The organism is Mesorhizobium sp. P5_C1 (genome assembly GCF_054049815.1).
The window spans coordinates 1-21,198 of record NZ_JBFULQ010000044.1; the positions used below are offsets into that span (position 1 = coordinate 1).

Annotated in this window: 20 protein-coding genes; 15 read left to right on the forward strand and 5 right to left on the reverse strand. The window is 65.0% G+C overall.

From position 1 onward, the window contains the following. Positions 1-12 precede the first annotated feature (12 nt). Positions 13-882, reverse strand: coding sequence for an endonuclease/exonuclease/phosphatase family protein (locus ACXJ7R_RS06100; RefSeq protein WP_457151014.1), 870 nt, complete (start codon positions 880-882; stop codon positions 13-15). A gap of 133 nt (positions 883-1,015) precedes the next feature. On the opposite strand from ACXJ7R_RS06100, the gene obgE reads away from it, so the two are divergent. The 5 genes from obgE to ACXJ7R_RS06125 all read left to right on the forward strand — a co-directional run bounded on the left by obgE (position 1,016) and on the right by ACXJ7R_RS06125 (position 6,726). Next, a complete protein-coding gene (gene obgE / locus ACXJ7R_RS06105) occupies positions 1,016-2,047 on the forward strand; it encodes a GTPase ObgE (RefSeq protein WP_457151015.1) in 1,032 nt (343 codons plus the stop codon). Positions 2,048-2,051: 4 nt separating this feature from the next. Beyond that, on the forward strand, positions 2,052-3,263 hold the full coding sequence (proB, locus tag ACXJ7R_RS06110; protein WP_457151016.1) for a glutamate 5-kinase: 1,212 nt from the start codon (positions 2,052-2,054) through the stop codon (positions 3,261-3,263). Positions 3,264-3,266: 3 nt separating this feature from the next. Then, positions 3,267-4,553: a glutamate-5-semialdehyde dehydrogenase gene (locus tag ACXJ7R_RS06115; RefSeq protein WP_457151017.1), complete on the forward strand. Its 1,287-nt coding sequence runs from the start codon at positions 3,267-3,269 to the stop codon at positions 4,551-4,553. A gap of 224 nt (positions 4,554-4,777) precedes the next feature. Then, the gene (locus ACXJ7R_RS06120) at positions 4,778-5,365 is read left to right on the forward strand and encodes a nicotinate-nucleotide adenylyltransferase (protein WP_457151032.1); all 588 of its coding nucleotides are present in this window, start codon (positions 4,778-4,780) and stop codon (positions 5,363-5,365) included. Positions 5,366-5,433: 68 nt separating this feature from the next. Continuing rightward, positions 5,434-6,726, forward strand: a complete 1,293-nt coding sequence (locus tag ACXJ7R_RS06125; protein ID WP_457151018.1) for an MFS transporter — start codon at positions 5,434-5,436, stop codon at positions 6,724-6,726. Positions 6,727-6,780: 54 nt separating this feature from the next. Here the strand turns inward: ACXJ7R_RS06125 and ACXJ7R_RS06130 are convergent, their stop codons facing one another. After that, the gene (locus tag ACXJ7R_RS06130) at positions 6,781-7,632 is read right to left on the reverse strand and encodes a mechanosensitive ion channel family protein (protein WP_457151019.1); all 852 of its coding nucleotides are present in this window, start codon (positions 7,630-7,632) and stop codon (positions 6,781-6,783) included. A gap of 242 nt (positions 7,633-7,874) precedes the next feature. Between ACXJ7R_RS06130 and rsfS the strand changes: the two genes are divergently transcribed. From rsfS to ACXJ7R_RS06180, 10 genes are all read left to right on the forward strand, one after another. Next, positions 7,875-8,252 carry a ribosome silencing factor gene (gene rsfS / locus ACXJ7R_RS06135; protein ID WP_457151020.1) on the forward strand — a complete coding sequence of 126 codons (378 nt, stop codon included), beginning with the start codon at positions 7,875-7,877 and terminating at the stop codon, positions 8,250-8,252. A gap of 56 nt (positions 8,253-8,308) precedes the next feature. Then, positions 8,309-8,791: a 23S rRNA (pseudouridine(1915)-N(3))-methyltransferase RlmH gene (rlmH, locus tag ACXJ7R_RS06140; RefSeq protein WP_457151021.1), complete on the forward strand. Its 483-nt coding sequence runs from the start codon at positions 8,309-8,311 to the stop codon at positions 8,789-8,791. A gap of 144 nt (positions 8,792-8,935) precedes the next feature. Then, a complete protein-coding gene (locus ACXJ7R_RS06145; protein WP_457151022.1) occupies positions 8,936-10,282 on the forward strand; it encodes a murein hydrolase activator EnvC family protein in 1,347 nt (448 codons plus the stop codon). A 1-nt stretch (position 10,283) separates the two neighbouring features. Further along, positions 10,284-11,615 (forward strand): S41 family peptidase, encoded by a 1,332-nt coding sequence (locus tag ACXJ7R_RS06150; protein ID WP_167365099.1) that lies wholly within the window; start codon positions 10,284-10,286, stop codon positions 11,613-11,615. 193 nt (positions 11,616-11,808) lie between these two features. Beyond that, positions 11,809-12,990 (forward strand): divergent polysaccharide deacetylase family protein, encoded by a 1,182-nt coding sequence (locus ACXJ7R_RS06155; protein ID WP_457151023.1) that lies wholly within the window; start codon positions 11,809-11,811, stop codon positions 12,988-12,990. Positions 12,991-13,039: 49 nt separating this feature from the next. Continuing rightward, complete coding sequence (locus tag ACXJ7R_RS06160; protein ID WP_457151024.1) at positions 13,040-13,558, forward strand: RNA pyrophosphohydrolase; 519 nt, start codon at positions 13,040-13,042, stop codon at positions 13,556-13,558. Between the two features lie 180 nt (positions 13,559-13,738). Next, positions 13,739-14,878, forward strand: coding sequence for an alanine racemase (alr, locus tag ACXJ7R_RS06165; RefSeq protein ID WP_457151025.1), 1,140 nt, complete (start codon positions 13,739-13,741; stop codon positions 14,876-14,878). A gap of 275 nt (positions 14,879-15,153) precedes the next feature. Further along, entirely contained in the window at positions 15,154-15,576 is a 423-nt protein-coding gene (gene rnk, locus ACXJ7R_RS06170) for a nucleoside diphosphate kinase regulator (RefSeq protein ID WP_457151026.1), read from the forward strand. Between the two features lie 35 nt (positions 15,577-15,611). Beyond that, on the forward strand, positions 15,612-16,133 hold the full coding sequence (locus ACXJ7R_RS06175; RefSeq protein ID WP_457151027.1) for a nucleoside-diphosphate kinase: 522 nt from the start codon (positions 15,612-15,614) through the stop codon (positions 16,131-16,133). 122 nt (positions 16,134-16,255) lie between these two features. Next, positions 16,256-17,512 (forward strand): D-amino acid dehydrogenase, encoded by a 1,257-nt coding sequence (locus ACXJ7R_RS06180; RefSeq protein WP_457151028.1) that lies wholly within the window; start codon positions 16,256-16,258, stop codon positions 17,510-17,512. Positions 17,513-17,537: 25 nt separating this feature from the next. Here ACXJ7R_RS06180 and ACXJ7R_RS06185 read toward each other — a convergent pair whose 3' ends face one another. The 3 genes from ACXJ7R_RS06185 to ACXJ7R_RS06195 all read right to left on the reverse strand — a co-directional run bounded on the left by ACXJ7R_RS06185 (position 17,538) and on the right by ACXJ7R_RS06195 (position 21,138). Further along, positions 17,538-19,703: a phospholipase D-like domain-containing protein gene (locus ACXJ7R_RS06185; RefSeq protein WP_457151029.1), complete on the reverse strand. Its 2,166-nt coding sequence runs from the start codon at positions 19,701-19,703 to the stop codon at positions 17,538-17,540. Continuing rightward, entirely contained in the window at positions 19,700-20,143 is a 444-nt protein-coding gene (locus ACXJ7R_RS06190; protein WP_457151030.1) for a hypothetical protein, read from the reverse strand. The genes ACXJ7R_RS06185 and ACXJ7R_RS06190 overlap by 4 nt, the downstream gene beginning before the upstream one ends. A gap of 113 nt (positions 20,144-20,256) precedes the next feature. Beyond that, the gene (locus ACXJ7R_RS06195) at positions 20,257-21,138 is read right to left on the reverse strand and encodes a LysR family transcriptional regulator (RefSeq protein WP_457151031.1); all 882 of its coding nucleotides are present in this window, start codon (positions 21,136-21,138) and stop codon (positions 20,257-20,259) included. Positions 21,139-21,198 lie beyond the last annotated feature (60 nt).

The window sequence follows — 21,198 nt, forward strand, 5'->3', positions numbered from 1 at the left end:
GGTTTGAAAAAGTCAGCCCAGTTCGACCCATACCGGCAGGTGGTCCGAACCGACGGCCTGCCGGTCGACCCACAGACGCTTCAGCGATTTGGCCAGAGAAGCGCTGGTGAAGACGTAGTCGATGCGCTTATGGCGGCTGGCGTTCGCGGGCTGTTTGGGGTCGACCCAGCTGACCAGCTCGTCGCCGGTGACATTGAGGCGCATTGCGGCATCGACGGCAAAGTCGGCGGTCAGCGGCATGCCGAATTCATGGTCCGGCCTGCCGGCGAGTTCGACATATTCGGGTGAGCCCGCCAGCATGTTGAAATCGCCCATGCCGACGAAGGCTTCGGGATGCGGCAATTCCGGCAGGCCGATCTCGGCGACGCCGGATAGCGCGCCGCCTTCGAGCGCATAGTTCAGCAGGCGTCGGCGCAGGAACTGAATCTGGCGGGCGCGTTCGACGGGGCTGCGGTGATCGAGATGGATGGAATAGAAGCGGATGAAACCCAACGGCGTCTCGATCAGCGCTTCCAGCGCGCCGCGCTGGAAATTCATCATCTCGAAGCTGCGGCTGCGCGGCAAAAGCAGGTTGCGCGAAAGATGAATGGGCGTTTTCGACAGCACCATATTGCCGAGTTGGAAGGTCGTGGTGATGGCGCGGCCGTTGTCGATGCGCGAGCCGATGTTGGCCTCGAAATTGCTGCCATAGACGGCGAAATAGTCGGGCAGCGCCTCGCCGATCTCGGCGACCATGTCGCGGCCGCCATTCCGGGGATTGTTGCGGGTGACCTCCTGCAGGGCGATCACGTCGGCGCCGCGCACGGCGTCAGTGATGCGACCGACATCGTACTGCCCATCGAGACCGATGCCGTACTGGACGTTGTAGGTTACAAGCTTCATTCCGACATCTCTCCAGCCGGTCCCAAGCGGCCATTGTCATAAAACGGCCTCGCCCTTCGCCGCGCCTTGGTTTAGAGCAAGGCGCTAGATTTAGAGCAATGCCGCAAAGCCACTAGCAGAAACTGCACAGCCCATGAAATTTCTCGATCAAGCCAAAGTCTACATACGCTCCGGTGACGGCGGCGCCGGCTCGGTGTCGTTCCGGCGCGAAAAATTCATCGAATTCGGCGGACCGGACGGCGGCGATGGCGGCCGTGGCGGTGATGTCTGGCTGGAGGCGGTCAACGGACTGAACACGCTGATCGATTATCGCTATCAGCAGCATTTCAAGGCCAAGACCGGCGTCCATGGCATGGGCCGCAACATGACCGGCGCCAAGGGCGCCGATGTCACGCTGAAAGTGCCGGCCGGAACGCAGGTGTTCGAGGAAGACAACGAGACGCTGATCTGCGACCTGACCGTGGTCGGCCAGCGCTTTCTGCTCGCCAAGGGTGGCAATGGCGGCTTTGGCAACCAGCATTTCAAGACCTCGACCAACCAGGCGCCGCGCCGCGCCAATCCCGGCCTTCCGGGCGAGGAGCTCAACATCTGGCTGCGGCTGAAGCTGATCGCCGATGCCGGGCTGGTCGGGCTGCCCAATGCCGGCAAGTCGACATTTCTCGCCGCCGTCACCGGGGCCAAGCCGAAGATCGCCGACTATCCCTTTACGACGCTGCATCCCGGTCTTGGCGTTGCCCGCATCGATGCGCGCGAATTCGTCATCGCCGACATTCCCGGCCTGATCGAAGGCGCGCATGAGGGCGTCGGCATCGGCGACCGCTTCCTTGGCCATGTCGAGCGCACGCGCGTGCTGCTGCACCTGGTCTCGGCTCAGGAGGAAAGCCCGGGCAAGGCCTACAAGACCGTGCGTGCCGAACTCGATGCCTATGGCAACGGCCTGACCGACAAGGTCGAGATCGTCGCGCTTTCCCAGGTCGACACGCTCGACGCCGATGCGCGCAAGAAGAAGGTCGCCTCGCTGAAGCGTGCGGCCGGCCGGGCGCCGATGCTGTTGTCGGCTGTCACCGGCGAAGGCGTCGAGGCGGTGCTGCGGGCGCTGATGGCGGTGGTGGGCGAGGCGCGGGCGCAAATCTCGGCCCCGGTCGAGACGCGCTGGGAAAAGTAGGACCATGCAGTCGCTGAAGAGATACCGGCGCATCACCGTGAAGATCGGCTCGGCGCTGCTCGTCGACCGCGCGACGGGCTTGAAGCGCGACTGGCTGGCCTCGCTGGCCGACGACATTGCCGTGCTTGCGCAAGGTGGTGCCGAAATCCTTGTCGTCTCCTCCGGCGCCATCGCGCTTGGCCGCACCATCCTTGGACTGGGCAAGCGGGCCTTGAAGCTCGAGGAGAGCCAGGCCGCAGCCGCCGTCGGACAGATCGCGCTGGCCGGCGCCTGGTCGGATGCGCTCGGCAAGGGAAGCCTGAAATCAGGGCAGATCCTGCTGACGCTCGGCGACACCGAGGAGCGCCGCCGCTACCTCAATGCGCGGGCGACGATCTCGACGCTGCTCAAGATGAAGGCGGTGCCGGTCATCAACGAGAACGACACGGTGGCGACCTCCGAAATCCGCTATGGCGACAATGACCGGCTGGCCGCGCGCGTCGCCACCATGATGGGCGCCGACCTTTTGGTGCTGCTTTCCGATATCGACGGGCTCTACACCGCGCCGCCGGCGCGGGACCCCGGTGCAAAGTTCATTCCGGTGGTCGATCGCATAACGCCCGACATCGAGGCGATGGCGGGCGCCGCGGCGTCCGAATTGTCGCGCGGCGGCATGCGGACAAAGCTCGATGCCGGCAAGATCGCCACCGCCGCCGGCACCGCCATGATCATCACGTCGGGCACGCGATTGTCGCCGCTGATGGCGATCGAACGCGGCGAGCGCGCCACCTTCTTCCGGCCGAGCAGCAATCCGGTCAAGGGCTACAAGACCTGGATCGCCGGCCAACTCGAACCGGCTGGCCGGTTGACGGTCGATGCCGGTGCCATCGGCGCGCTGCTGTCGGGCAAGTCGCTGCTGCCGGCCGGCGTCAAGCTGGTCAGCGGCAATTTCTCGCGCGGCGACACCGTGGCGATCCTGTCGCCCGAGGGCCGCGAGATCGCGCGCGGGCTGGTTGCCTACGATGCCGCCGATGCCGTAAGGATCGCAGGGCTGAAGACGGCCGAGATCGAAACCGTGCTCGGCTACGAGGCGCGTTCGGCGATGATCCACCGCGACGACCTCGTGGTGAGCCATCCTGGCGACCAAGTACGGGCTGGCGACCAAGTACGGGCTGGCGACCAAATACGGGCCAGTGACGAACTACGAGCCGGTGACGAAGTATCGAGCGGAGGATGAGCCATGCTGAAGCTGCATGAAAAATCCGGGGACGACACGGTGGCGCTGATGGCCGATATCGGCCGCCGCGCCCGCGCTGCCGCCCGACCGCTGGCCATCGCCGCCACCGCCGCCAAGAACGCTGCACTTGTCGCCATGGCCGAGGCGATCGTCGCCGGCGAGCAGGATATTCTCGACGCCAACGCCATCGATGTCTCGAATGGCGAGGAGTCCGGGCTTTCCGCTTCGTTCATGGACCGGCTGAAGCTCAATCCGGCGCGCATCCGCGCCATGGCCGACGGTATCAGGGAAATCGCCGAACTGCGCGACCCGGTCGGTGACGTCATCGCCGCGTGGGACAGGCCGAACGGCCTCAATATCGAACGCGTGCGCACGCCGCTCGGCGTCGTCGGCGTCATCTATGAGAGCCGGCCCAACGTCACGGCGGATGCCGGCGCGCTTTGCCTCAAGGCCGGCAATCCAGTGATCCTGCGCGGCGGCTCGGATTCGCTCAATTCGTCGGCGGCCATCCATGCCTGCCTGGTCGAGGGGCTGAAGGCAGCCAGCCTGCCGCAAGACGCCATCCAGCTGGTGCCGACCACCGATCGCGCCGCTGTCGGCGAGATGCTCAAAGGGCTCGACGGCACGCTCGACGTCATCATTCCGCGCGGGGGAAAAAGCCTTGTCGGGCGAGTGCAGACCGAGGCGCGGGTGCCGGTGTTCGCCCATCTCGAAGGTATCTGCCATCTCTACATCGACCGCTCGGCAAAGCTCGACATGGCGGTGCGGATCGCCGTCAACGCCAAGATGCGGCGCACCGGCGTCTGCGGTGCTGCCGAGACGCTGCTGGTCGACCGCGCTGCCGCCGCCACGCATCTGGTGCCGATCCTCGACGCCCTGCGCGTCGCCGGCTGCGAAATCCATGCCGATGCCGAGGTGCTGAAGGCATTTTCCGACGCCAGGCCGGCCACTGATCTCGACTGGGTGACCGAGTATCTCGATGCCATCATCGCGGTGAAGCTGGTCGATGGCGTCGCAGGTGCGATCGACCACATCGAGACCTTCTCCTCGCATCACACCGAGGCGATCGTCGCCGAGGACCCGCAGGCGGTGGAAAAGTTCTTCAACGAGATCGATTCCGCGATCCTGCTGCACAACGCCTCGACGCAGTTCGCCGATGGCGGCGAGTTCGGCATGGGCGCCGAGATCGGCATTGCCACCGGCAAGATGCATGCGCGCGGGCCGGTCGGCGTCGAGCAACTGACCTCCTTCAAATACCGCGTGCGCGGGTCGGGACAGGTGAGGCCTTGAAGCTTTTCGTCGTTAGAGCCTGAGGCCCTTGCGCCCAGCCACCCCCTTCTGYCCTGCCGGGCATCTCCCCCTCAAGGGGAGAGATTGGCTGTCACGTATGATTTCGCCAATTGCCGGCCTCGCAGGATCCCCCCTTGAGGGGGAGATGCCCGGCAGGGCAGAGGGGGGCGACTAGCGCCATGCTGTCATTGCCCCAGCCCATTATTTCTTCCCGCTACCTCAAGATGCCGCATGCCGAAAAGGGGCTCGCTATCGGCCTGTTCGGCGGCTCGTTCAATCCGCCTCACGCCGGCCATGCCCTTGTCGCCGAAATCGCGCTCAGACGCCTGGCGCTCGACCAGTTGTGGTGGATGGTGACGCCTGGCAATCCGCTGAAGAGCACGCGTGAACTGGCGCCGCTCGGCGAGCGGCTGCAGCTCTCGGACCAGATCGCCAAGAACCCGAAGATCAAGGTCACCGCGTTCGAGGCGGCGCATCACGTTCGCTTCACCGCCGACGCGCTGGCGCTGGTCAAGGCGCGCAATCCTGGCGTCGACTTCGTCTGGATCATGGGCGCCGATAGCTTGCGCGATTTCCATCGCTGGCAGCGCTGGCGCGAGATCGTCATGACCTTCCCGATCGCCGTCATCGACCGTCCGGGCGCGACGCTGTCGTTTCTGTCGTCGGTCGTCGCCAAGACCTTCGACTATGCCCGCGTCGACGAAGGGGATGCGCCAAGGCTCGCCCGCATGAAGGCGCCGGCCTGGACCTTCATCCACGGCCCGCGCTCGTCGCTGTCGTCGAGCGCGATCCGCAAGCTGGCCAGGGGTTGAGCCCGCTCACCCGGCGATGTCGCTTTTATCGCTTCCTTTGCCCGTTTCATGGGCAATCCTGAGCAGGCATGTCGATCCCCAGGAAACACCGCGCCGAAGCCGGGCAAGGCGATGAACCCACGCCGCTGATCGCGATTGCCAGCGTGATCGCGTCGATGGCGCTGATCGCCGTCGGCAATGGGCTGATGTTTGCCTATATCCCGGTCCGGCTTGGCGCCGAGGGCTTCGATCCGACCTGGGCCGGCCTGATCATCACCGGACTTTCGGCAGGCGGCCTCGCCGGCTGTATCCTGACCGGACCGCTGGTGCGAAGGGTCGGCCATGCTCGCGCCTTCATGGTGCTGTCGGCGCTGATCGCGCTGGCCAATGCCGCTGTCGGCGCCGGCCCGCATCCGTTGCTCTGGATCGCCGCCCGCGCGCTCTACGGCTTTGCCATATGCGGCCTGTTCATCGTCGCGCAAAGCTGGCTGAACGATGCCGTTGCCAATGCCATCCGTGGCCGCGTGATGGCGTTCTTCTACGTTGCCTATGTCGCCGGGCTCGGCGTCGGCTATGCGACGCTGGCTTTTGTCGACATCAGAACCGCGGACGCGCCGCTGATCGGCATCGTCTTCACGGCACTGTCGATCCTGCCCGTGGGGTTGACCAGGCTTGCCCAGCCGCCGCCACCGCAAGCGGCCTCGGTGGCGCTCGGCCGGGCCTGGCGGATTTCGCCTGTCGGCGTCGCCGGCATGCTTGCCGTCGGCGGCCTGTCGATGTCGATCGCCGGCTTCGCGCCGATCCATGCCACCGCCAAGGGCTACAGCCAGGCCGACGTCGCCCTGCTGCTTTCGGCAATGCCGGTCGGCACCCTGATCCTGCAGATCCCGCTCGGCTGGATTTCCGACCGAACCGACCGCCGCTATGTGCTGATCGCCGCGGCCGCGCTCGCCATGGTCGCCGGCCTGCTCGCGCTCGGGTTCGATGGCGGCGCGCTGGCGGCTCTGGTGGTGATCTACATCGTCTGGGATGGTGCCTCGGAATCGATCTATTCGCTGGCCAGTGCGCATGCCGCCGACCGCGCCGGCAAGGACGACCTGGTGGCGCTGTCCAGCTCGCTGTTGTTTGCCTGGTCGCTTTCGGGCTTCATCGTGCCCGGCATCGTGACCGCGCTGTCGGCCGTCTTCGGGACGCGGGCCTTCATCTATGTGGCGATCGTCATCGCCTGCGCCTTCTGCCTGTTCGTGCTTTTGCGCGTTGTGACGACGCGGGCTGTTCCCGCAGCCGAAACCGGCAGTTTCGCGCCGATGACAGCGCAGGCGCCGTTGCCGGTCGAACTCGCCTTCGGACCGGACGAGCAGCCCCGGAACCGGGGCAACTGATTGGCTAGAGCATGATCTTTTCCGAAAACCGAAAGCCGCCTTCGGGATCATGCTTTATTGCCGGCGGGCTTCCGGCGCCGGCGCTTCGGGTGGCGGGAGCGGGATCGATATGCCTTCCGCGTCGAATTCCTGCTTGGCGCGCTTGGTGAGATCGGCCTGGGTGGCAAAGAAATCCGCGGCCGATGTCCAGTAGCGCAAGGCGATGGAGACCGTGCTTTCACCCAATGTCGCGACGAAAGCGATCGGCGCCGGCTCGCGCTTGACCCGGCGCTCGGTGGTGGCGATGGCAAGCAGCGTCTTCTGGGCGCGGTCGATGTCGTTCCAGGAGCCGATCGAGAGCGTGATGTCGCCGCGGCGGACGCCGTTGCGCGTGTAGTTGCGCACCGGCTGGTTCCACAGCGTCGAATTGGGCGCCAGGATGTAGACGCCGTCGGCGGTCCTGAGCCTCGTCGCGAAGAGGCCAATCTCCTCGATCGAGCCGGCAATCGAACCGACCTCGACGGATTCGCCGATACGGAACGGCCGCAGCGCCAGGAGCATGATGCCGGCCGCGATATTCTGCAGCGTGCCTTGCAGCGCCAGGCCGATGGCAAGACCGATGGCGCCGATGGCGGCAATGATCGATGCTGTCTGCACGCCGAACTGGCCGAGCACCATAATCGTGACGAGGATCAGGATGGCATAGCGGACGATCTTGGAGAAGAAATGCCGCAACGTTGCGTCGAAACCGTGGATGTGGCCGAGACCAGAGGAGATGGAACGCTCGGCAAGGCCGGCAACGACATAGCCGACAACCAGGAGGATGACGGCGCCGATGGCCGAGAAGGCGTAGGAAACGATCAGCGTGCTGAGTTGCGCAAGGCCGGCCTGGACAGTGAGAAGGGTGTTCTGCGGGTCGATAGGCATGGGGAAAATCCGGTTGGTGGGCGACCCGATAACCCACGCAGGCGCCATGGGTTCCGATCTTTTTCGGCATGCGGTGGAACCGCGGGACCGACAATACGTTCGTGCGCGACAGGGCGCCGTCTTGAAACTGCAACGGAACTCTGCCTATTTAAGCGGTGTCACCTGCTTTTGGGGGTGATTTGGTTGTTCTTGCTGCGAAAGGAAATACACTGAGAACAGCACTGCGGAAGAAGGCCGATATCATGCCTTCGCCGGCCGGGATCAGCGTAAACGACGCCGTGTCCCGCGCCATCAAGACAGTCCTTGCCAGTCTGGAAGACTCCAAGGCCGAAAATATCGTCTCAATCGACATTCAGGGGAAATCGAGCCTCGGCGACTACATGGTCGTCGCGTCGGGCCGATCGCACCGTCATGTCTCGGCTGTCGCCGATCACCTGCTCAAGGCGCTCAAGGATGCCGGTCTCGGCACGGCGCGCGTCGAGGGGCTGGCAGGCGCCGACTGGGTCCTGATCGATTCAGGCGACATCATCGTCCATGTCTTCCGTCCCGAAGTCCGCGAATTCTACAATCTCGAAAAGATGTGGCAGGCGCCGGACCTCGAGGAAGAGACAATCCACTAAGCCGCCTTTGTTTTGATGCATGTCACGGCATGCATTGGCGGCTTATAGGGGCGAGGATGAAGGTATCAGTTCATGCCGTGGGCCGGATGAAAGCCGGCCCCGAGAAGCAGCTCGCCGACCGCTATTTCGAGCGCTTTGCCAAAAGCGGCCCGGCGGTGGGGTTAGAATTTGCCGGCGTGGCCGAAATCGCCGAGGGGCGCGCGCAGACCGCCAACGAGCGCCGGCGCGACGAAGGCCAGAAGCTGCAGGGGCAGTTGCAGCCCGGCACCGCACTGATCTTGCTCGACGAACGCGGCAAGAATTTTTCCTCCGAAGACTTTGCGGGGCGCATCGGCCAGCTGCGTGATGGCGGCCGCAAGGCGCTGGTCATCGCCATCGGCGGCGCCGACGGGCACGATCAGCCGCTCCGCGATCAAGCAGAATTGGTGATGTCGTTCGGATTGCTGACCTGGCCGCACCAACTGGTCCGCGTGATGCTGGGGGAGCAGCTGTATCGGGCGGCGACCATCCTTTCCGGCCATCCCTATCATCGTTCGTAACCGAGTGGTTTGGCGCGACCATACGGATTTCCGCCCCAATGCGCCATCAAACTGCGCCAATTGGGGCTCTCGCACATGGTTTAGGGGGGCTTTCGAACATGGTTGATTGTTCGTTAACGAAGCCACGCATAGAGTCGGGCTTCAATGTCTGAAGACGGGAAATCATCAGGGACGGCCTCATGGCGCGCGCGCTGCGGCATCGCGGCGGCGGTGCTCGTGCTGTCGTTGCATGCGGTGCGGGCTGAGAACACGCTCGACCTTGCCCCCGATCCGGACCAGAGCCGCGCCGAATACGAACAGGTCTCGAAGGAGATCACGCTGTCGTCCGAGCGCCTGGCCAAGCTCGCCGCCGACATCGCGACGATCAAGAAGGACCATGCCTCGATTACCGCCGCTTTGATCCAGTCGGCCATGACCGAGCAGAAGCTCGGCCAGGACATCGAGGATATCGGCGCCAAGCTGGAAGGACTGAAGGGCCAGGAACAGAAGATCCGCACATCGCTTGCGGCACGGCGCGACGTGCTGGCCGAAGTGCTGGGCGCCCTGCAGCGCATGGGGCTCAACCCGCCGCCGGCGATCCTGGTCAAGCCCGAGGACGCGCTGTCGTCGGTGCGTAGCGCCATCCTGCTCGGCGCCGTGGTGCCGGAACTGCGCCAGCAGACCGATAGCCTGCTGGCCGATCTCAAGGAGCAGTCGCGCGTGACGGCTTCGATCGAGGCCGAGCGGGCGCGGTTGACGGCGGCGGTTGGCGACCAGACAGCGGAAAAGAAGCGGCTCGGCATGCTGCTGGAGGCCAAGCAGAAGCTCGAAGCCGACACGCAAACGCAAATGGCCGCGGAAAAGCAGCGGTCGGAAGCGCTGGCGGCCAAGGCCGGAAGCCTGAAGGACTTGATCGCCTCGCTCGAAGCCGACAAGAGCCGCAAGGCGGCCGATGCGGCCAAGGCCGCCCAGCAGAAGACGGCGGACGGCGACAAGACGTCAGCGCCGGCGGAGACCCCAGCGGAATTGGCGTCCCTGCCTGTACCGGAAGGCAATCGACTTGCCGCGGCGGCACCCTTTTCGGCACTGCAGGGGCAGATCGCATTGCCGGTGACCGGCCGCATCAAACGGCGATTCGGTGCCGAGGACGGTAACGGGGCGGTGATGCTTGGCGACATGGTTGCGACACAATCGGGAGCCATCGTCACCGCGCCGGCGGATGGGAATGTGCTTTATGCGGGGCCGTTTCGCTCGTATGGTCAACTCTTGATCCTGAACGCAGGCGACGGTTATCATGTCGTTTTGGCGGGGATGAGCAGAATCAGCGTCGCGACTGGCCAATCAGTGCTCGCAGGAGAGCCGGTCGGCGCGATGGGAGAGGCCCGGGTGGCGAGCACCTCGGTTTCGAAGAATGTAAATGCCACACCGGAACTCTATGTCGAGTTCCGCAAGGATGGAAAACCCGTCGATCCGGCCCCATGGTGGGCGGACCGTTTTTCTGGAAGGACGTGAAATGATGCGGAAACTGTCGCTTCTGTTTGCCGGTGCGCTGATGGGCGCGTCCGCCATGAGCCTTGTTTATGGCACACCCGGCTCGGCGGCGAACGCTGCAGGGTCGGAGACCTACAAGCAACTGGCCATCTTCGGCGATATCTTCGAGCGGGTGCGGGCGCAATATGTGACGCCGCCCGACGACAAGTCGCTGGTCGAGAACGCCATCAACGGCATGCTTGCCTCGCTTGACCCGCACTCCTCCTACATGAACGCCGAGCAGGCGCAGGACATGCGCGTGCAGACCAAGGGTGAGTTCGGCGGCCTCGGCATCGAGGTCACCATGGAAAACGACCTGGTCAAGGTGATCACGCCGATCGACGACACGCCGGCCGCCAAGGCAGGCGTGCTTGCCGGCGACTATATCGCGAAGATCGACGGCGAGGAGGTTCGCGGCCTGACCCTCAATGACGCGGTCGAGAAGATGCGCGGTCTGGTAAACACGCCGATCAAGCTCACCATCCTGCGTCAGGGCGCCGACAAGCCGATCGAACTGACGGTCGTGCGCGACATCATCAAGGTCAAGGCGGTCAAGTTCCGGGTCGAAAACGACATCGGCTACATGAAGATCACCTCGTTCACCGAAAAGACCTATGACGACCTCGAGAACGCCATCGACACCATCAAGAAGCAGGTGCCGAACGACAAGCTCAAGGGCTATGTGCTCGACCTGCGCCTCAATCCGGGCGGCCTGCTCGACCAGGCAGTGAGCGTCTCCGATGCGTTCCTCAACCGCGGCGAGATCGTCTCGACGCGCGGTCGCGATCCGAAGGACGTCACCCGGTTCGACGCCAAGCCCAAGCAGGTCGACGACATCAACGGCAAGCCGATGATCGTGCTGGTCAATGGTGGCTCGGCCAGTGCGTCGGAAATCGTCGCCGGCGCGTTGCAGGACCTGCGCCGCGTCACGGTGGTCGGCACGCAGTCCTTCGGCAAGGGTTCGGTGCAGACCATCATTCCGCTTGGCGAAAATGGTGCGCTGCGGCTGACGACGGCGCTCTATTACACGCCGTCCGGCAAGTCGATCCAGGGCAAGGGCATCACGCCCGACATCAAGGTCGACCAGCCGCTGCCGCCGGAACTGCAGGGCAGGGACCTGACGCGCGGCGAATCCGACCTCAAGGGCCATATCAAGGGCGCCGACGAGAGCTCGACCGGTTCAGGCTCGGCAGCCTATGTGCCTCCGGATCCGAAGGACGACCTGCAGCTCATCTATGCCGAGCAGCTGCTGCGCGGCCAGAAGACCGATCCGGCTTTCCCGCCCAATCCGGAAAAGGCCGTTCTCAACCAATAAGGGTAGCGGCCGACGGGTCTGGCCGCCTGATGGAAGCAATGCGATGCTGCCGGGACCGAAAGGTTCCGGCAGTTTGATTCGGGGCAAGGCGAGGCCCTGGGTTGCGGGCGCCAGCGGTGCGCCAGGATTGATGAATTCGCGCATGTCTTTTCGAAGCGATTTCGTCTTCGGGGCATGCGCCCGGGGATGCAGCTTGGCTGACATAGGCAAGGACATCGAACGCCCGCTTGGACAGACCGTCCGATCGCCGCGCGCGGCCGGCAAGGTCAGCGCCGGCGCGATCGCGGCAACCGTGGTCGTTCTGGCGGTGGTAGGCGTCTCCGGTGCGATCGCGCTCAGGGAAAAGCCGTTCCGCAAGCCGCAAGAGGTCGCCGTTTCGACGCCGAAAGTGACGGCGGCGGCCGAGCCTGCTGCCGCGCCGACCGCATTGGCCCCGGTGGCCGCAGCCAAGCCGGCAGCGCCCGCCAAAACCGACGGGCCGCAGATCATCCATGTGCAGACGGAGGAGGGCGACGGCCCGCCCAAGGCGGGGATCGTCATTCGCGACCCGTCAACCATGGGCCAGAACCTGAAGATCGCCCATATTCCCGACAAGGCGCTGATCGAAGCCAGCGAGACCGGGCCATTGCCCGTCCGGGCAGCCGATGGCCGGCGCCCGTTCGACGTCTATGCGCGGCCGTGGTCGGGCGCGCGTGGTGCACGGGTGGCGATCGTCATCGGCGGGCTTGCGGTTTCGCAGACAGGCACCCAGGCGGCCATCGCCAAGCTGCCGGCGGAGGTGACGCTGGCCTTCGCCCCGCAAGGCAACAGCATCGGCCGCTGGATGCAGGCGGCTCGGCAGGGCGGCCACGAGATCGTCATGCAGGTGCCGCTCGAACCGTTCGACTATCCGAATATCAACCCCGGCCGCAACACGCTGACGGTGGCGGCGAGCGCGGATGAGAATTTGAAGAACCTGCACTGGGCGCTGTCGCGGACGACAAACTACACCGGCGTCATGAACTACATGGGCGCGCGCTTTTCCGCTGACGCTACGGTGATGGAGCCGTTCATGGCCGAACTCGGCAAGCGGGGCCTGGCCTATATCGACGATGGCTCGTCGGCACGCAGCCTGGCGCCGGACCTGGCGTTGAAGGACGGCGTGCCCTTTGTTTCCGGCGACACGGCGATCGATGCCGTGCAGGATCGCGGCGCCATCCTGAAGAAACTCGACGGGCTGGAAGCCACCGCGCGCGCCAAAGGCTTTGCCGTCGGCATCGGCTCGGCCTTCGACCTGACGGTCGACACGGTGTCGACCTGGGTCACCGAGGCCAAGAAGCGCGGCATAGAGATCGTGCCGATTTCGGCGGTGGCCATCGATCCGCAAAAAGGCTAGCGATCCTCCCAAGCATCGAATTTCCAGCAACGGCCGGAACGAGGGCAAGATGGCTAAGAAGACTGTTGATCGCGAAACGCTGCCTTATCGTCCCTGTGTCGGGCTGATGATCCTCAACGCCGACGGCCTGGTCTGGGTCGGGCATCGCATTGCCGAACCAGACAGCGAATTCGCCGGCACGACACAGCTCTGGCAGATGCCACAGGGCGGCATCGACAAGGGCGAAGAGCCGTTGCRGGCGGCCGAGCGCGAGCTCTATGAAGAGACCGGCATGCGTGGCGTCTCGCTGCTCGCCGAGGCGCCGGACTGGATCAATTACGATTTGCCGGACCACCTCGTCGGCATCGCCTTCAAGGGCAGGTATCGCGGCCAGACGCAGAAATGGTTCGCCTTCCGCTTTCACGGCGATGTCGGTGAGATCCAGATCAATCCGCCGCCGGGCGGACACACCGCCGAATTCGACAAATGGGCATGGCGACCGATGCAGGACCTGCCCGACCTGATCGTGCCGTTCAAGCGCCATGTCTACGAGGAAGTAGTGGCGGCGTTCCGGCATCTGGCGCAATAGCCTCGACACGAAACGACCGCAGTTGCCRCGCCGGCCTGGCGGTCCTATTGATGTCTAAAGCGCGTCGCGTTTGAACGGATTCAAGCGATGCGCTTCAGGCCGTTGTTTTATGCATGTCGTTCTCCCGAAACCGGGACCACTTTTGGGCGACATGCACTATCCGCCACGAGAAGGGTCGCCATGAACGACGCCCCCAAGAGGTCGCTGCCCGAGGACATCGCTGCCACAGGCGAAGCGGTGGCGGGCGCCATCTTGACCATCGACTTTGGCGCGATCCGTGAAAACTACCGGCGGTTGAAAGCGCACCTGGGCAGCGTGCGCTGTGCCGGCGTGGTCAAGGCCGACGGCTACGGCCTCGGCGCGAGCCGGGTGGCGGCGGCACTCGCCGGCGAAGGTTGCGATATCTTCTTCGTCGCGCTTCTGGGCGAAGGCATCGCCTTGCGCCGCTCGCTCGGGCCGGGTTCCGCTATTTTTGTGCTGAACGGCATTCCGCCCGGTGCCGAGCCGGACGCCGTGGCGGCAGACCTTGCAGCCGTTGTCAACAGTCCGGAACAACTGGCGGCCTGGCGTGCGGCGGCCGGCCGCGCCGGCCGAAAGCTGCCGGCGGCGATCCAGGTCGACAGCGGCATGTCGCGGCTCGGCATGGCGCCCAGGGATGTCGAGCGCGTTGCCGCCGATCCCGGTGCCTTCGACGGCATCGATGTCCGTTTTGTGATGAGCCATCTGGCCTGCGCCGACGAGCCGGAACATCCGGCCAACGAGCGGCAGCGACTGGCGTTCGAGCGGCTGCGCGCACTGTTGCCCGAGGCGCCGGCCTCGTTCACCAATTCATCCGGCATCTTTCTTGGGCAGCGCTTTCACTATGATCTCGCCCGGCCGGGTGCCGCGCTCTATGGCATCAATCCGACACCGGCCCGACCAAACCCGATGCTGCCGGTGGTGCGGCTGCAGGCCAAGGTGGTGCAGACACGCATGCTGGAGGCCGGAGTTGGTGTCGGCTATGGCCACACCTTCCGCACCACGGCTCCGCTCACGGCCGCGACGATTTCGCTCGGCTATGCCGATGGCTGGCATCGCCGCGCGGCGTCCGCGGCCTGGTTCGAGGGCGTGCGGCTGCCCTTCCTTGGGCGGGTGTCGATGGATTCGATCATTCTCGACATTTCCGCTTTGCCACCCGGCAGGCTGGGCGAGGGCGATCTCGTCGAACTGCTCGGCCCCTCGCAAAGCGTCGACGACGCGGCCGGCCATGCCGGCACCATCGGCTACGAAATCCTGACCAGCCTCGGCCACCGCTTTCATCGGCGTTACGTCGACGGCTGAGCGGTTTGGCCGCGCTTGACAAGCATGCGCCTGTCGGCAAGGGTCGGTGCATGAGCAACCTCGCCCTTATCAGAACCTTGTTCAGGGTCTGCCCGATCGCGGGATCGTAGCCCCGGCGCGGCCGCCTTCTTGGCGTCCGTCCGAACCGGGGCATCCATACATCCAACACCGCCATCAAGCCTGACAGCCCTCGCGGCTGCCGGCTTTTCATCAGGCTGCCGTCAGTACGGCGGCAAGCGCGCATCTATTCGATGCGCCAATCCAAGAGGTTTGCCATGCAACATGCAACAGGACTGCACCCACAGAACCAGCTCACAGTCAGCGATGCCGACCATGACAGGCTGACAGGCCTGGCGAGAGCGTCGCTCGACCGCACGCCTGAGACGGCCGAAGAGCTGCTTTCGGAAATGGACCGGGCCGTCGTCACGGAAGCGGCGGCGATGCCTGCCGGCGTGGTGCAAATGGGCTCGACAGTGACAATCCGTGGCGAAAACGGGGACACCCAGCGCATCACGCTGGTCTACCCCGGCGATGCCGATATCACTGAAAACAGGATCTCGGTGCTGACGCCGATGGGGACGGCGCTCATCGGCGCAACCGTCGGGCAGGCGGTGTGCTGGAGCAGCCGTGGCGGCAGGGAACTGTCGGTGACCGTCGAAGCCGTCGAAACGCCCGCCTCCGGCCCGCAGCGGTCCTGATCGTGGAGATGATGATGGCAGGCACGAACTGTTGCTTGACGACCAAGGACTTTGCCGTCCTCGAAGTCATGCTGGAGCGTCGACGGGCATTCGCGGACCCGATGGTGGATATGCTTGAACACAAGCTTGCAAACGCCGATCTCGTCTCGATCGATGTGGTCGAACCCGATATCGTGACGCTGAACAGCAGAGTGGTGTTTTGCATCGACGTCGGCCCTGCCGAGACGCGGACCCTGGTGCAAAACGAAGTGCGCGGACCGGTCGGCTCCAGTCTGTCGATCGCCACGAGGCGCGGGCTTTGCATGCTTGGCATGGCCCAAGGCCAGACGGCCATGATCGAACAGGCCGACGGCAGGAACGAGTCGATCCTGATCAAGGCGGTGCTCTACCAGCCCGAGGCTGCGCTACGCGCAGTCAAGGAGAAATCCCCGGCCGAGGTGAGGCGACCATATGGGCTCACCCTGGTCTACAGCGCCGCGGCCGACAGGCGGCCTCTTGGCGAGACGGCTGGAATGCGGCAGACAGAGGACGACGACCCCGGTCCCTCGGCGGCGTGAACGGGCAACAGTGCATGGTCTCGAAAATCGGAATCGATTTTCGGAAAGGATCATGCGCAAATCGGAAAATGCGGCCGCGTCTATGGTCGTCCGGAAGGACGCGGCACGGCAAGGAGTGAACGATGAAAATCATGGTGCTGGGCGGTGGCGTCATCGGGGTGACCACGGCGTACTATCTCGCCGAGGCCGGCCACGAGGTGACGGTGGTCGATCGCCAGAAAGGCCCGGCGCTGGAAACCAGCTTCGCCAATGCCGGCGAGATTTCGCCCGGCTATGCCTCGCCCTGGGCCGGGCCCGGTATCCCGCTGAAGGCGATCAAGTGGCTGCTGATGAAGCATGGCCCGCTGGTCGTGCGGCCGGCCTTCGACCCGCATATGTGGACATGGCTGCTCAAGATGCTGCGCAATTGCACGGCCGAGCGCTATGCGATCAACAAGGCGCGCATGGTGCCGCTGGCCGAATACAGCCGCGACACGCTGAAGGCGCTGCGCGAGGCGACCGGCATCGCCTATGACGAGCGTGCCCAGGGCACGCTGCAGTTATTTCGCACGCAGAAGCAGCTCGACGGCACCGGTGGCGATGTCGAGGTGCTGAAGAAGTATGGCGTGCCCTATGAGATCCTCGACCAGGACGGCTGCACCGCGGCGGAGCCAGGCCTGGCCGGAGTGCGCGAAAAGTTCGTCGGCGGCCTCAGGCTGCCGCGCGACGAGACCGGCGACTGCAAGATGTTCACCGACCGGCTGGCCGAGCTGTGCGTGGCTCGCGGGGTCAAATTCGAATATGGTCTGACGGTTTGGCGCGTTATCCGCAGCCGCAACCGCATCGCCAATCTCAGCACCAGCAAGGGCTGGCTGACCGCCGACGCCTATGTCATGGCCATGGGCAGCTATTCGGCGGATTTCATGCGTCGGGTGAAGCGGCCGATCCCGGTCTATCCGGTCAAGGGCTATTCGATCACCGTGCCGATCCAGGATGCCGCCGTGGCGCCGGTGTCGACGGTGATGGACGAGACCTACAAGGTGGCGATCACCCGGCTGGGGAATCGCATCCGGGTCGGCGGCACGGCCGAGATTTCCGGCTTCGACCTCAGGCTGCACGAATCACGACGGCGCACGCTCGAACACTCGGTTGGCGATCTCTTTCCGGGCGCCGGCGCGATGCGGGACGCGACGTTCTGGTGTGGGCTGCGGCCGATGACGCCGGATGGTCCGCCGCTGATCGGCCGCACCGAGCTTTCCAACCTCTATCTCAACACCGGCCACGGCACGCTCGGCTGGACCATGGCGTGCGGCTCGGCCAAGGTGCTGTCCGATATCATCTCCAGCCGGGTGCCGGACATCGATGTCCGAGATCTCGCACAGGAACGCTATCTGCGATAGGGCGCCGCGACGTCGCCCAAATTCGTCAAAACGCCTGCCTGACCCAGTCTTCGTCGAACAGCAGCCGATAGGCCCACGGGATCGTGACGTTGGTGGGAACCGGGTTGGAGTGGGCGAGATAGTCGTCATAGATCGCCTTCATCCTGGTGTAGAAGGCGGGGTCCAGCACCATCATGCCGTTCTCCGAATCATGGAAGAAGCTGCGGTTGTTGAGATTGACCGAGGAGATGGCGACCAACCTTTCATCGATCATCATGATCTTGGAATGCAGCACGACATCGGGCGCCTTGAACTCGCGAATGTCGATGCGGTCGCCATACTTCTCGACGAACAGCTTGTTGAGCGCGGTGAGGAACCTGCCGCCAATGTCGCCTTTGAGATCGATACGGCCGACAATGTCGATCTTGACGCCGCGGGCGAGCGCCCGGTCGAACGCGTGGTTAAGTTTCGGCGTCAGGTTGAGATAGGGATTGACGATCTGGATATGGTGCTGGGCGGCGTCGACCAGCTCGACGAAATAATCCTCCAGCGCATGGCCATCCGCGTAGGGCACGGAGATGAAGTGCCGCGCCGTGCCTGACGGGCGGTGGCCGTCGGACCGAACCGGAATGGAGAAAGGCCGCGCGATGTTGGTGTCGGCGTCGCGAAGCCACACTGTCGAGAGATGCGCGGCGAGCGCCTCGACCGTGGTCCGGTCGGTGAACTCGATGTCGAAGTCGCTCCAGTTCGAATAGTAGTTCAACGAAAAGCCGTCGGTCCTGCCATATTGCTCCAGATCCGGATAGCGGGACAGATCGATCGGCTGGTGGAACAGGAAGCCGTCATGGATGTTGCGGCCGCCGATGATGACGCGCGAGCGCCCGGGATCCTCAGCCAGCGTCGCCAGCATCTTGATGTGGTGGGTCTTGTGAAATTGTGAGATCTGCTCGTCGATCGGTGCGCCCCGATCGGCCCGCCAGCGGTACTCCTGCAACTCGACATTGGGGAACTCGGCCGCCAGCCGGTGCAGCAGCGCGTCGTCCTTGTCGCGCTCCAGCACGTCTGTGACCATGATGCGCACCTTGGTGCCGAGCGCGGCATGGTGGCGGATCAGCCGTTCGATGATGCGGCCGGAAAAATCCGCCTTGAATTCGAGCGAGGACAGATAGATCAGCTTCAGCCTTGGCGCCTTCGAGAAGTCGAGCGGCAGCTCCGGGTCGCCCCTGTCGATGGCGCTGTCGGGCAGCGGCGTTCCCATCAGCGCCTCGACCTTGGCGTTGAAGCCGTCGCGCGACTTGCGCAGCAGGCGCGGCTCTCCGATCGGCAAGGCGCAGGTCTGCGACAGCCAGCGGCTGGCGTAGAAGGCGCGGCTGAGCGGGTCGAGGCCCTTGGGGTCAGGCGTCGGGCAACGCTCGTAGCGGCTGTCGAAAGCGGCGAGCGCCGGGTCGGCGGTCTCTTCGCGCCGGATGGTGAGGGGCGCGCCGGCCGGGACAAGGCTGGAGCGGATTCTTGCGGTGCAGCGGTTCAGGCTGTCACTTGGGAACAGGCTGACCGTGTCGTCCTCGCCAGACAGGCGAAAGCGGAATGCCATGCCCGCGGCAATGGTTCGCGAACCGGCACCGTCGCGCAGCGCCAACGCGCCATCGCATGAGCCGTCGATCTCGGCCGGTTGCTTGCCCGCCTGGCGCAGCACGATCTCGACGCTGCGCGCCTGCAGGCCGGAAAAATCGAATGTCTTGGGCGGCGAAGGCCGTGCCGCCGCGTCGATGTAGAGCGTCTGCCGCGACACCCGCCAGCGTCCGTCGAAATGGCCATCGCCGCTGCCACCGCCGGCCGGCGGCAGATGCGTTTCGGCAACCGGTCCGGCCAGGTGCTGCAGCGTCCGGTAGGTCGCCTGGAAATCGCTGTTGCGGATCTCATGGCGGTCGTGGCCGAAAGGGCCGGCGCCGTTGGCCCGGTCCATGGCGCCGAGCTGGTGGTCGGCGAGCAGTGCCAGGAACCGCTTTTCATAGTCGCTTGTGCCGGCGTCTCCAAAAAATTGAGCGGCGGCGACCTGCGGCCCGGGTGTGCTGGCCGATAGCGCGGGGCGAGCGCAGGCCTCTTGGCCCTGCAGCAGGTCACAGGCATTGCGGCCGGGCGAGCCGGCACAGCCGGCAAGGACAACGAACGCCAGCCCGGACAGGGCCACGATAATGGCTGCGTGGCGATTCACCCGGTCGCCCCGGCCTTCAGGACGCTCAGTTGTGCCGGGTCGCGCGGCGGCATGAAGCCCTGCGGGAACACCTTGCAGACGGGGATGGCGAAAGTGGCGATCAGCAGCTCCGCCTTGCCGCGCATCTTGCGGGGTGCTGTCTTATCGTCGCGTATCGTTTTCGCCGAGGCGACAAGGGCACCATCGCAGTCGCAATGATTGTGGCGGGCGATGTAGCAGGCATCATGGATCCGGCAGGCTGCGTCGAGGCGGTCGACCGGCCGCGCCGACAGATCGCCGGTGCGGGTGCCGGGGCCGCAATAATTGCCGAAGACGAAAGGCGAAGGGCGGGCCATGGCGTAGCGGATCGGCTTGGGCAGGTCGGCCTCCGGCACTTTGGTCCATGGATTGGCGCATGCGGAAAGGGAGACCAGCGGCAGGATGGCAAGAACGGCTCGCATGTCTATCCGCGCCAGCTTTCTGAAAGATTTCCCACCTGGCGATCTGCCCGTGGCGGCGACTGCGCGCCTGATGCCACACTGGCCGGTTTTGTGGCAAGGAAAAGGCGGCGTGTCTAAACGAACAGGCTTCTCTCCTGCTCCACCGCCTTGGTGATGAAGCTGGCGACGATCTGGACGCGGCGCAGCGGCCGGACCGATTCGTGATAGACCAGCCAATAGGCGCGGCGGATGGGTGCGACCACGTCGACGGACACCAGTTCCGGCATCGATCGGGCGACGAAAGTGTGCAGGATGCCGATGCCGGCGCCCGAGCGCACCGCTTCGGCCTGGCCGAGCGCCGAGGAGATGGCGAAGCTGGTGCGCCAGTCCGGGCTGAACTCGGCCGCATAGTCGAGCGACGGGCTGACGATCAGGTCCGGCACGTAGCCTATGAGCGTGTGCTGATCAAGCTCGGCGGCTGTCTTGGGCAAGCCATGCGCCTCGGCATAGGCGCGCGAGGCAAACAGGCCGAGCGAATAGTCGACCAGCTTTCCCGCCACCAGCCGCCCCTCCGTCGGCCGCTCGACGGTGATGGCGATGTCCGCCTCGCGTCGCGACAGGGAGAAGGAGCGCGGCACCGGCACAAGCTGGATCGTCAGTTCGCGGTGCAGGCCCGTCAGTGCGCCAAGACGCTTGGCCAGGAAAGCGACGCCAAACCCGTCCGGCGCGCCGATGCGGACCGTGCCGGAGACGTCGTCGCCCTCGCCGGCGACGGTCGAACGCGCGGCGATCATGTCGCCTTCCATGCGCTCGGCAATGTCGAGAAAGCGCTCGCCGGCCGGCGTCAGTTCGCTGCCGGTGGTCAGCCGGCGAAACAGCTTCGTCCGCAGCGCATCCTCGAGTGCGGCGATGCGGCGCGAGACGGTGGCATGGTTGAGCTCCAGCCGCCTGGCTGCGCCAAGGATCTGGCCGGCCCGCGCCACGGCCAGGAAGATGCGGACGTCATCCCAGTTCATGGGGATGGTCCGATCTAATCGTGAACGCCGCGTTCCCGCCCACCCCCCTCTGTCCTGCCG

What these genes read in the sequence shown, in the direction of transcription:
- ACXJ7R_RS06190 (WP_457151030.1), bottom strand. Translation starts at nt 20,143, where the DNA reads ATGCGAGCCGTTCTTGCCATCCTGCCGCTGGTCTCCCTTTCCGCATGC.
- proB (WP_457151016.1), top strand. Translation starts at nt 2,052, where the DNA reads ATGCAGTCGCTGAAGAGATACCGGCGCATCACCGTGAAGATCGGCTCG.
- ACXJ7R_RS06145 (WP_457151022.1), top strand. Translation starts at nt 8,936, where the DNA reads ATGTCTGAAGACGGGAAATCATCAGGGACGGCCTCATGGCGCGCGCGC.
- ACXJ7R_RS06100 (WP_457151014.1), bottom strand. Translation starts at nt 882, where the DNA reads ATGAAGCTTGTAACCTACAACGTCCAGTACGGCATCGGTCTCGATGGG.
- ACXJ7R_RS06195 (WP_457151031.1), bottom strand. Translation starts at nt 21,138, where the DNA reads ATGAACTGGGATGACGTCCGCATCTTCCTGGCCGTGGCGCGGGCCGGC.
- ACXJ7R_RS06180 (WP_457151028.1), top strand. Translation starts at nt 16,256, where the DNA reads ATGAAAATCATGGTGCTGGGCGGTGGCGTCATCGGGGTGACCACGGCG.
- rsfS (WP_457151020.1), top strand. Translation starts at nt 7,875, where the DNA reads ATGCCTTCGCCGGCCGGGATCAGCGTAAACGACGCCGTGTCCCGCGCC.
- ACXJ7R_RS06125 (WP_457151018.1), top strand. Translation starts at nt 5,434, where the DNA reads ATGTCGATCCCCAGGAAACACCGCGCCGAAGCCGGGCAAGGCGATGAA.
- ACXJ7R_RS06150 (WP_167365099.1), top strand. Translation starts at nt 10,284, where the DNA reads ATGATGCGGAAACTGTCGCTTCTGTTTGCCGGTGCGCTGATGGGCGCG.
- ACXJ7R_RS06120 (WP_457151032.1), top strand. Translation starts at nt 4,778, where the DNA reads ATGCCGCATGCCGAAAAGGGGCTCGCTATCGGCCTGTTCGGCGGCTCG.
- obgE (WP_457151015.1), top strand. Translation starts at nt 1,016, where the DNA reads ATGAAATTTCTCGATCAAGCCAAAGTCTACATACGCTCCGGTGACGGC.
- ACXJ7R_RS06130 (WP_457151019.1), bottom strand. Translation starts at nt 7,632, where the DNA reads ATGCCTATCGACCCGCAGAACACCCTTCTCACTGTCCAGGCCGGCCTT.
- ACXJ7R_RS06115 (WP_457151017.1), top strand. Translation starts at nt 3,267, where the DNA reads ATGCTGAAGCTGCATGAAAAATCCGGGGACGACACGGTGGCGCTGATG.
- rlmH (WP_457151021.1), top strand. Translation starts at nt 8,309, where the DNA reads ATGAAGGTATCAGTTCATGCCGTGGGCCGGATGAAAGCCGGCCCCGAG.
- rnk (WP_457151026.1), top strand. Translation starts at nt 15,154, where the DNA reads ATGCAACATGCAACAGGACTGCACCCACAGAACCAGCTCACAGTCAGC.
- alr (WP_457151025.1), top strand. Translation starts at nt 13,739, where the DNA reads ATGAACGACGCCCCCAAGAGGTCGCTGCCCGAGGACATCGCTGCCACA.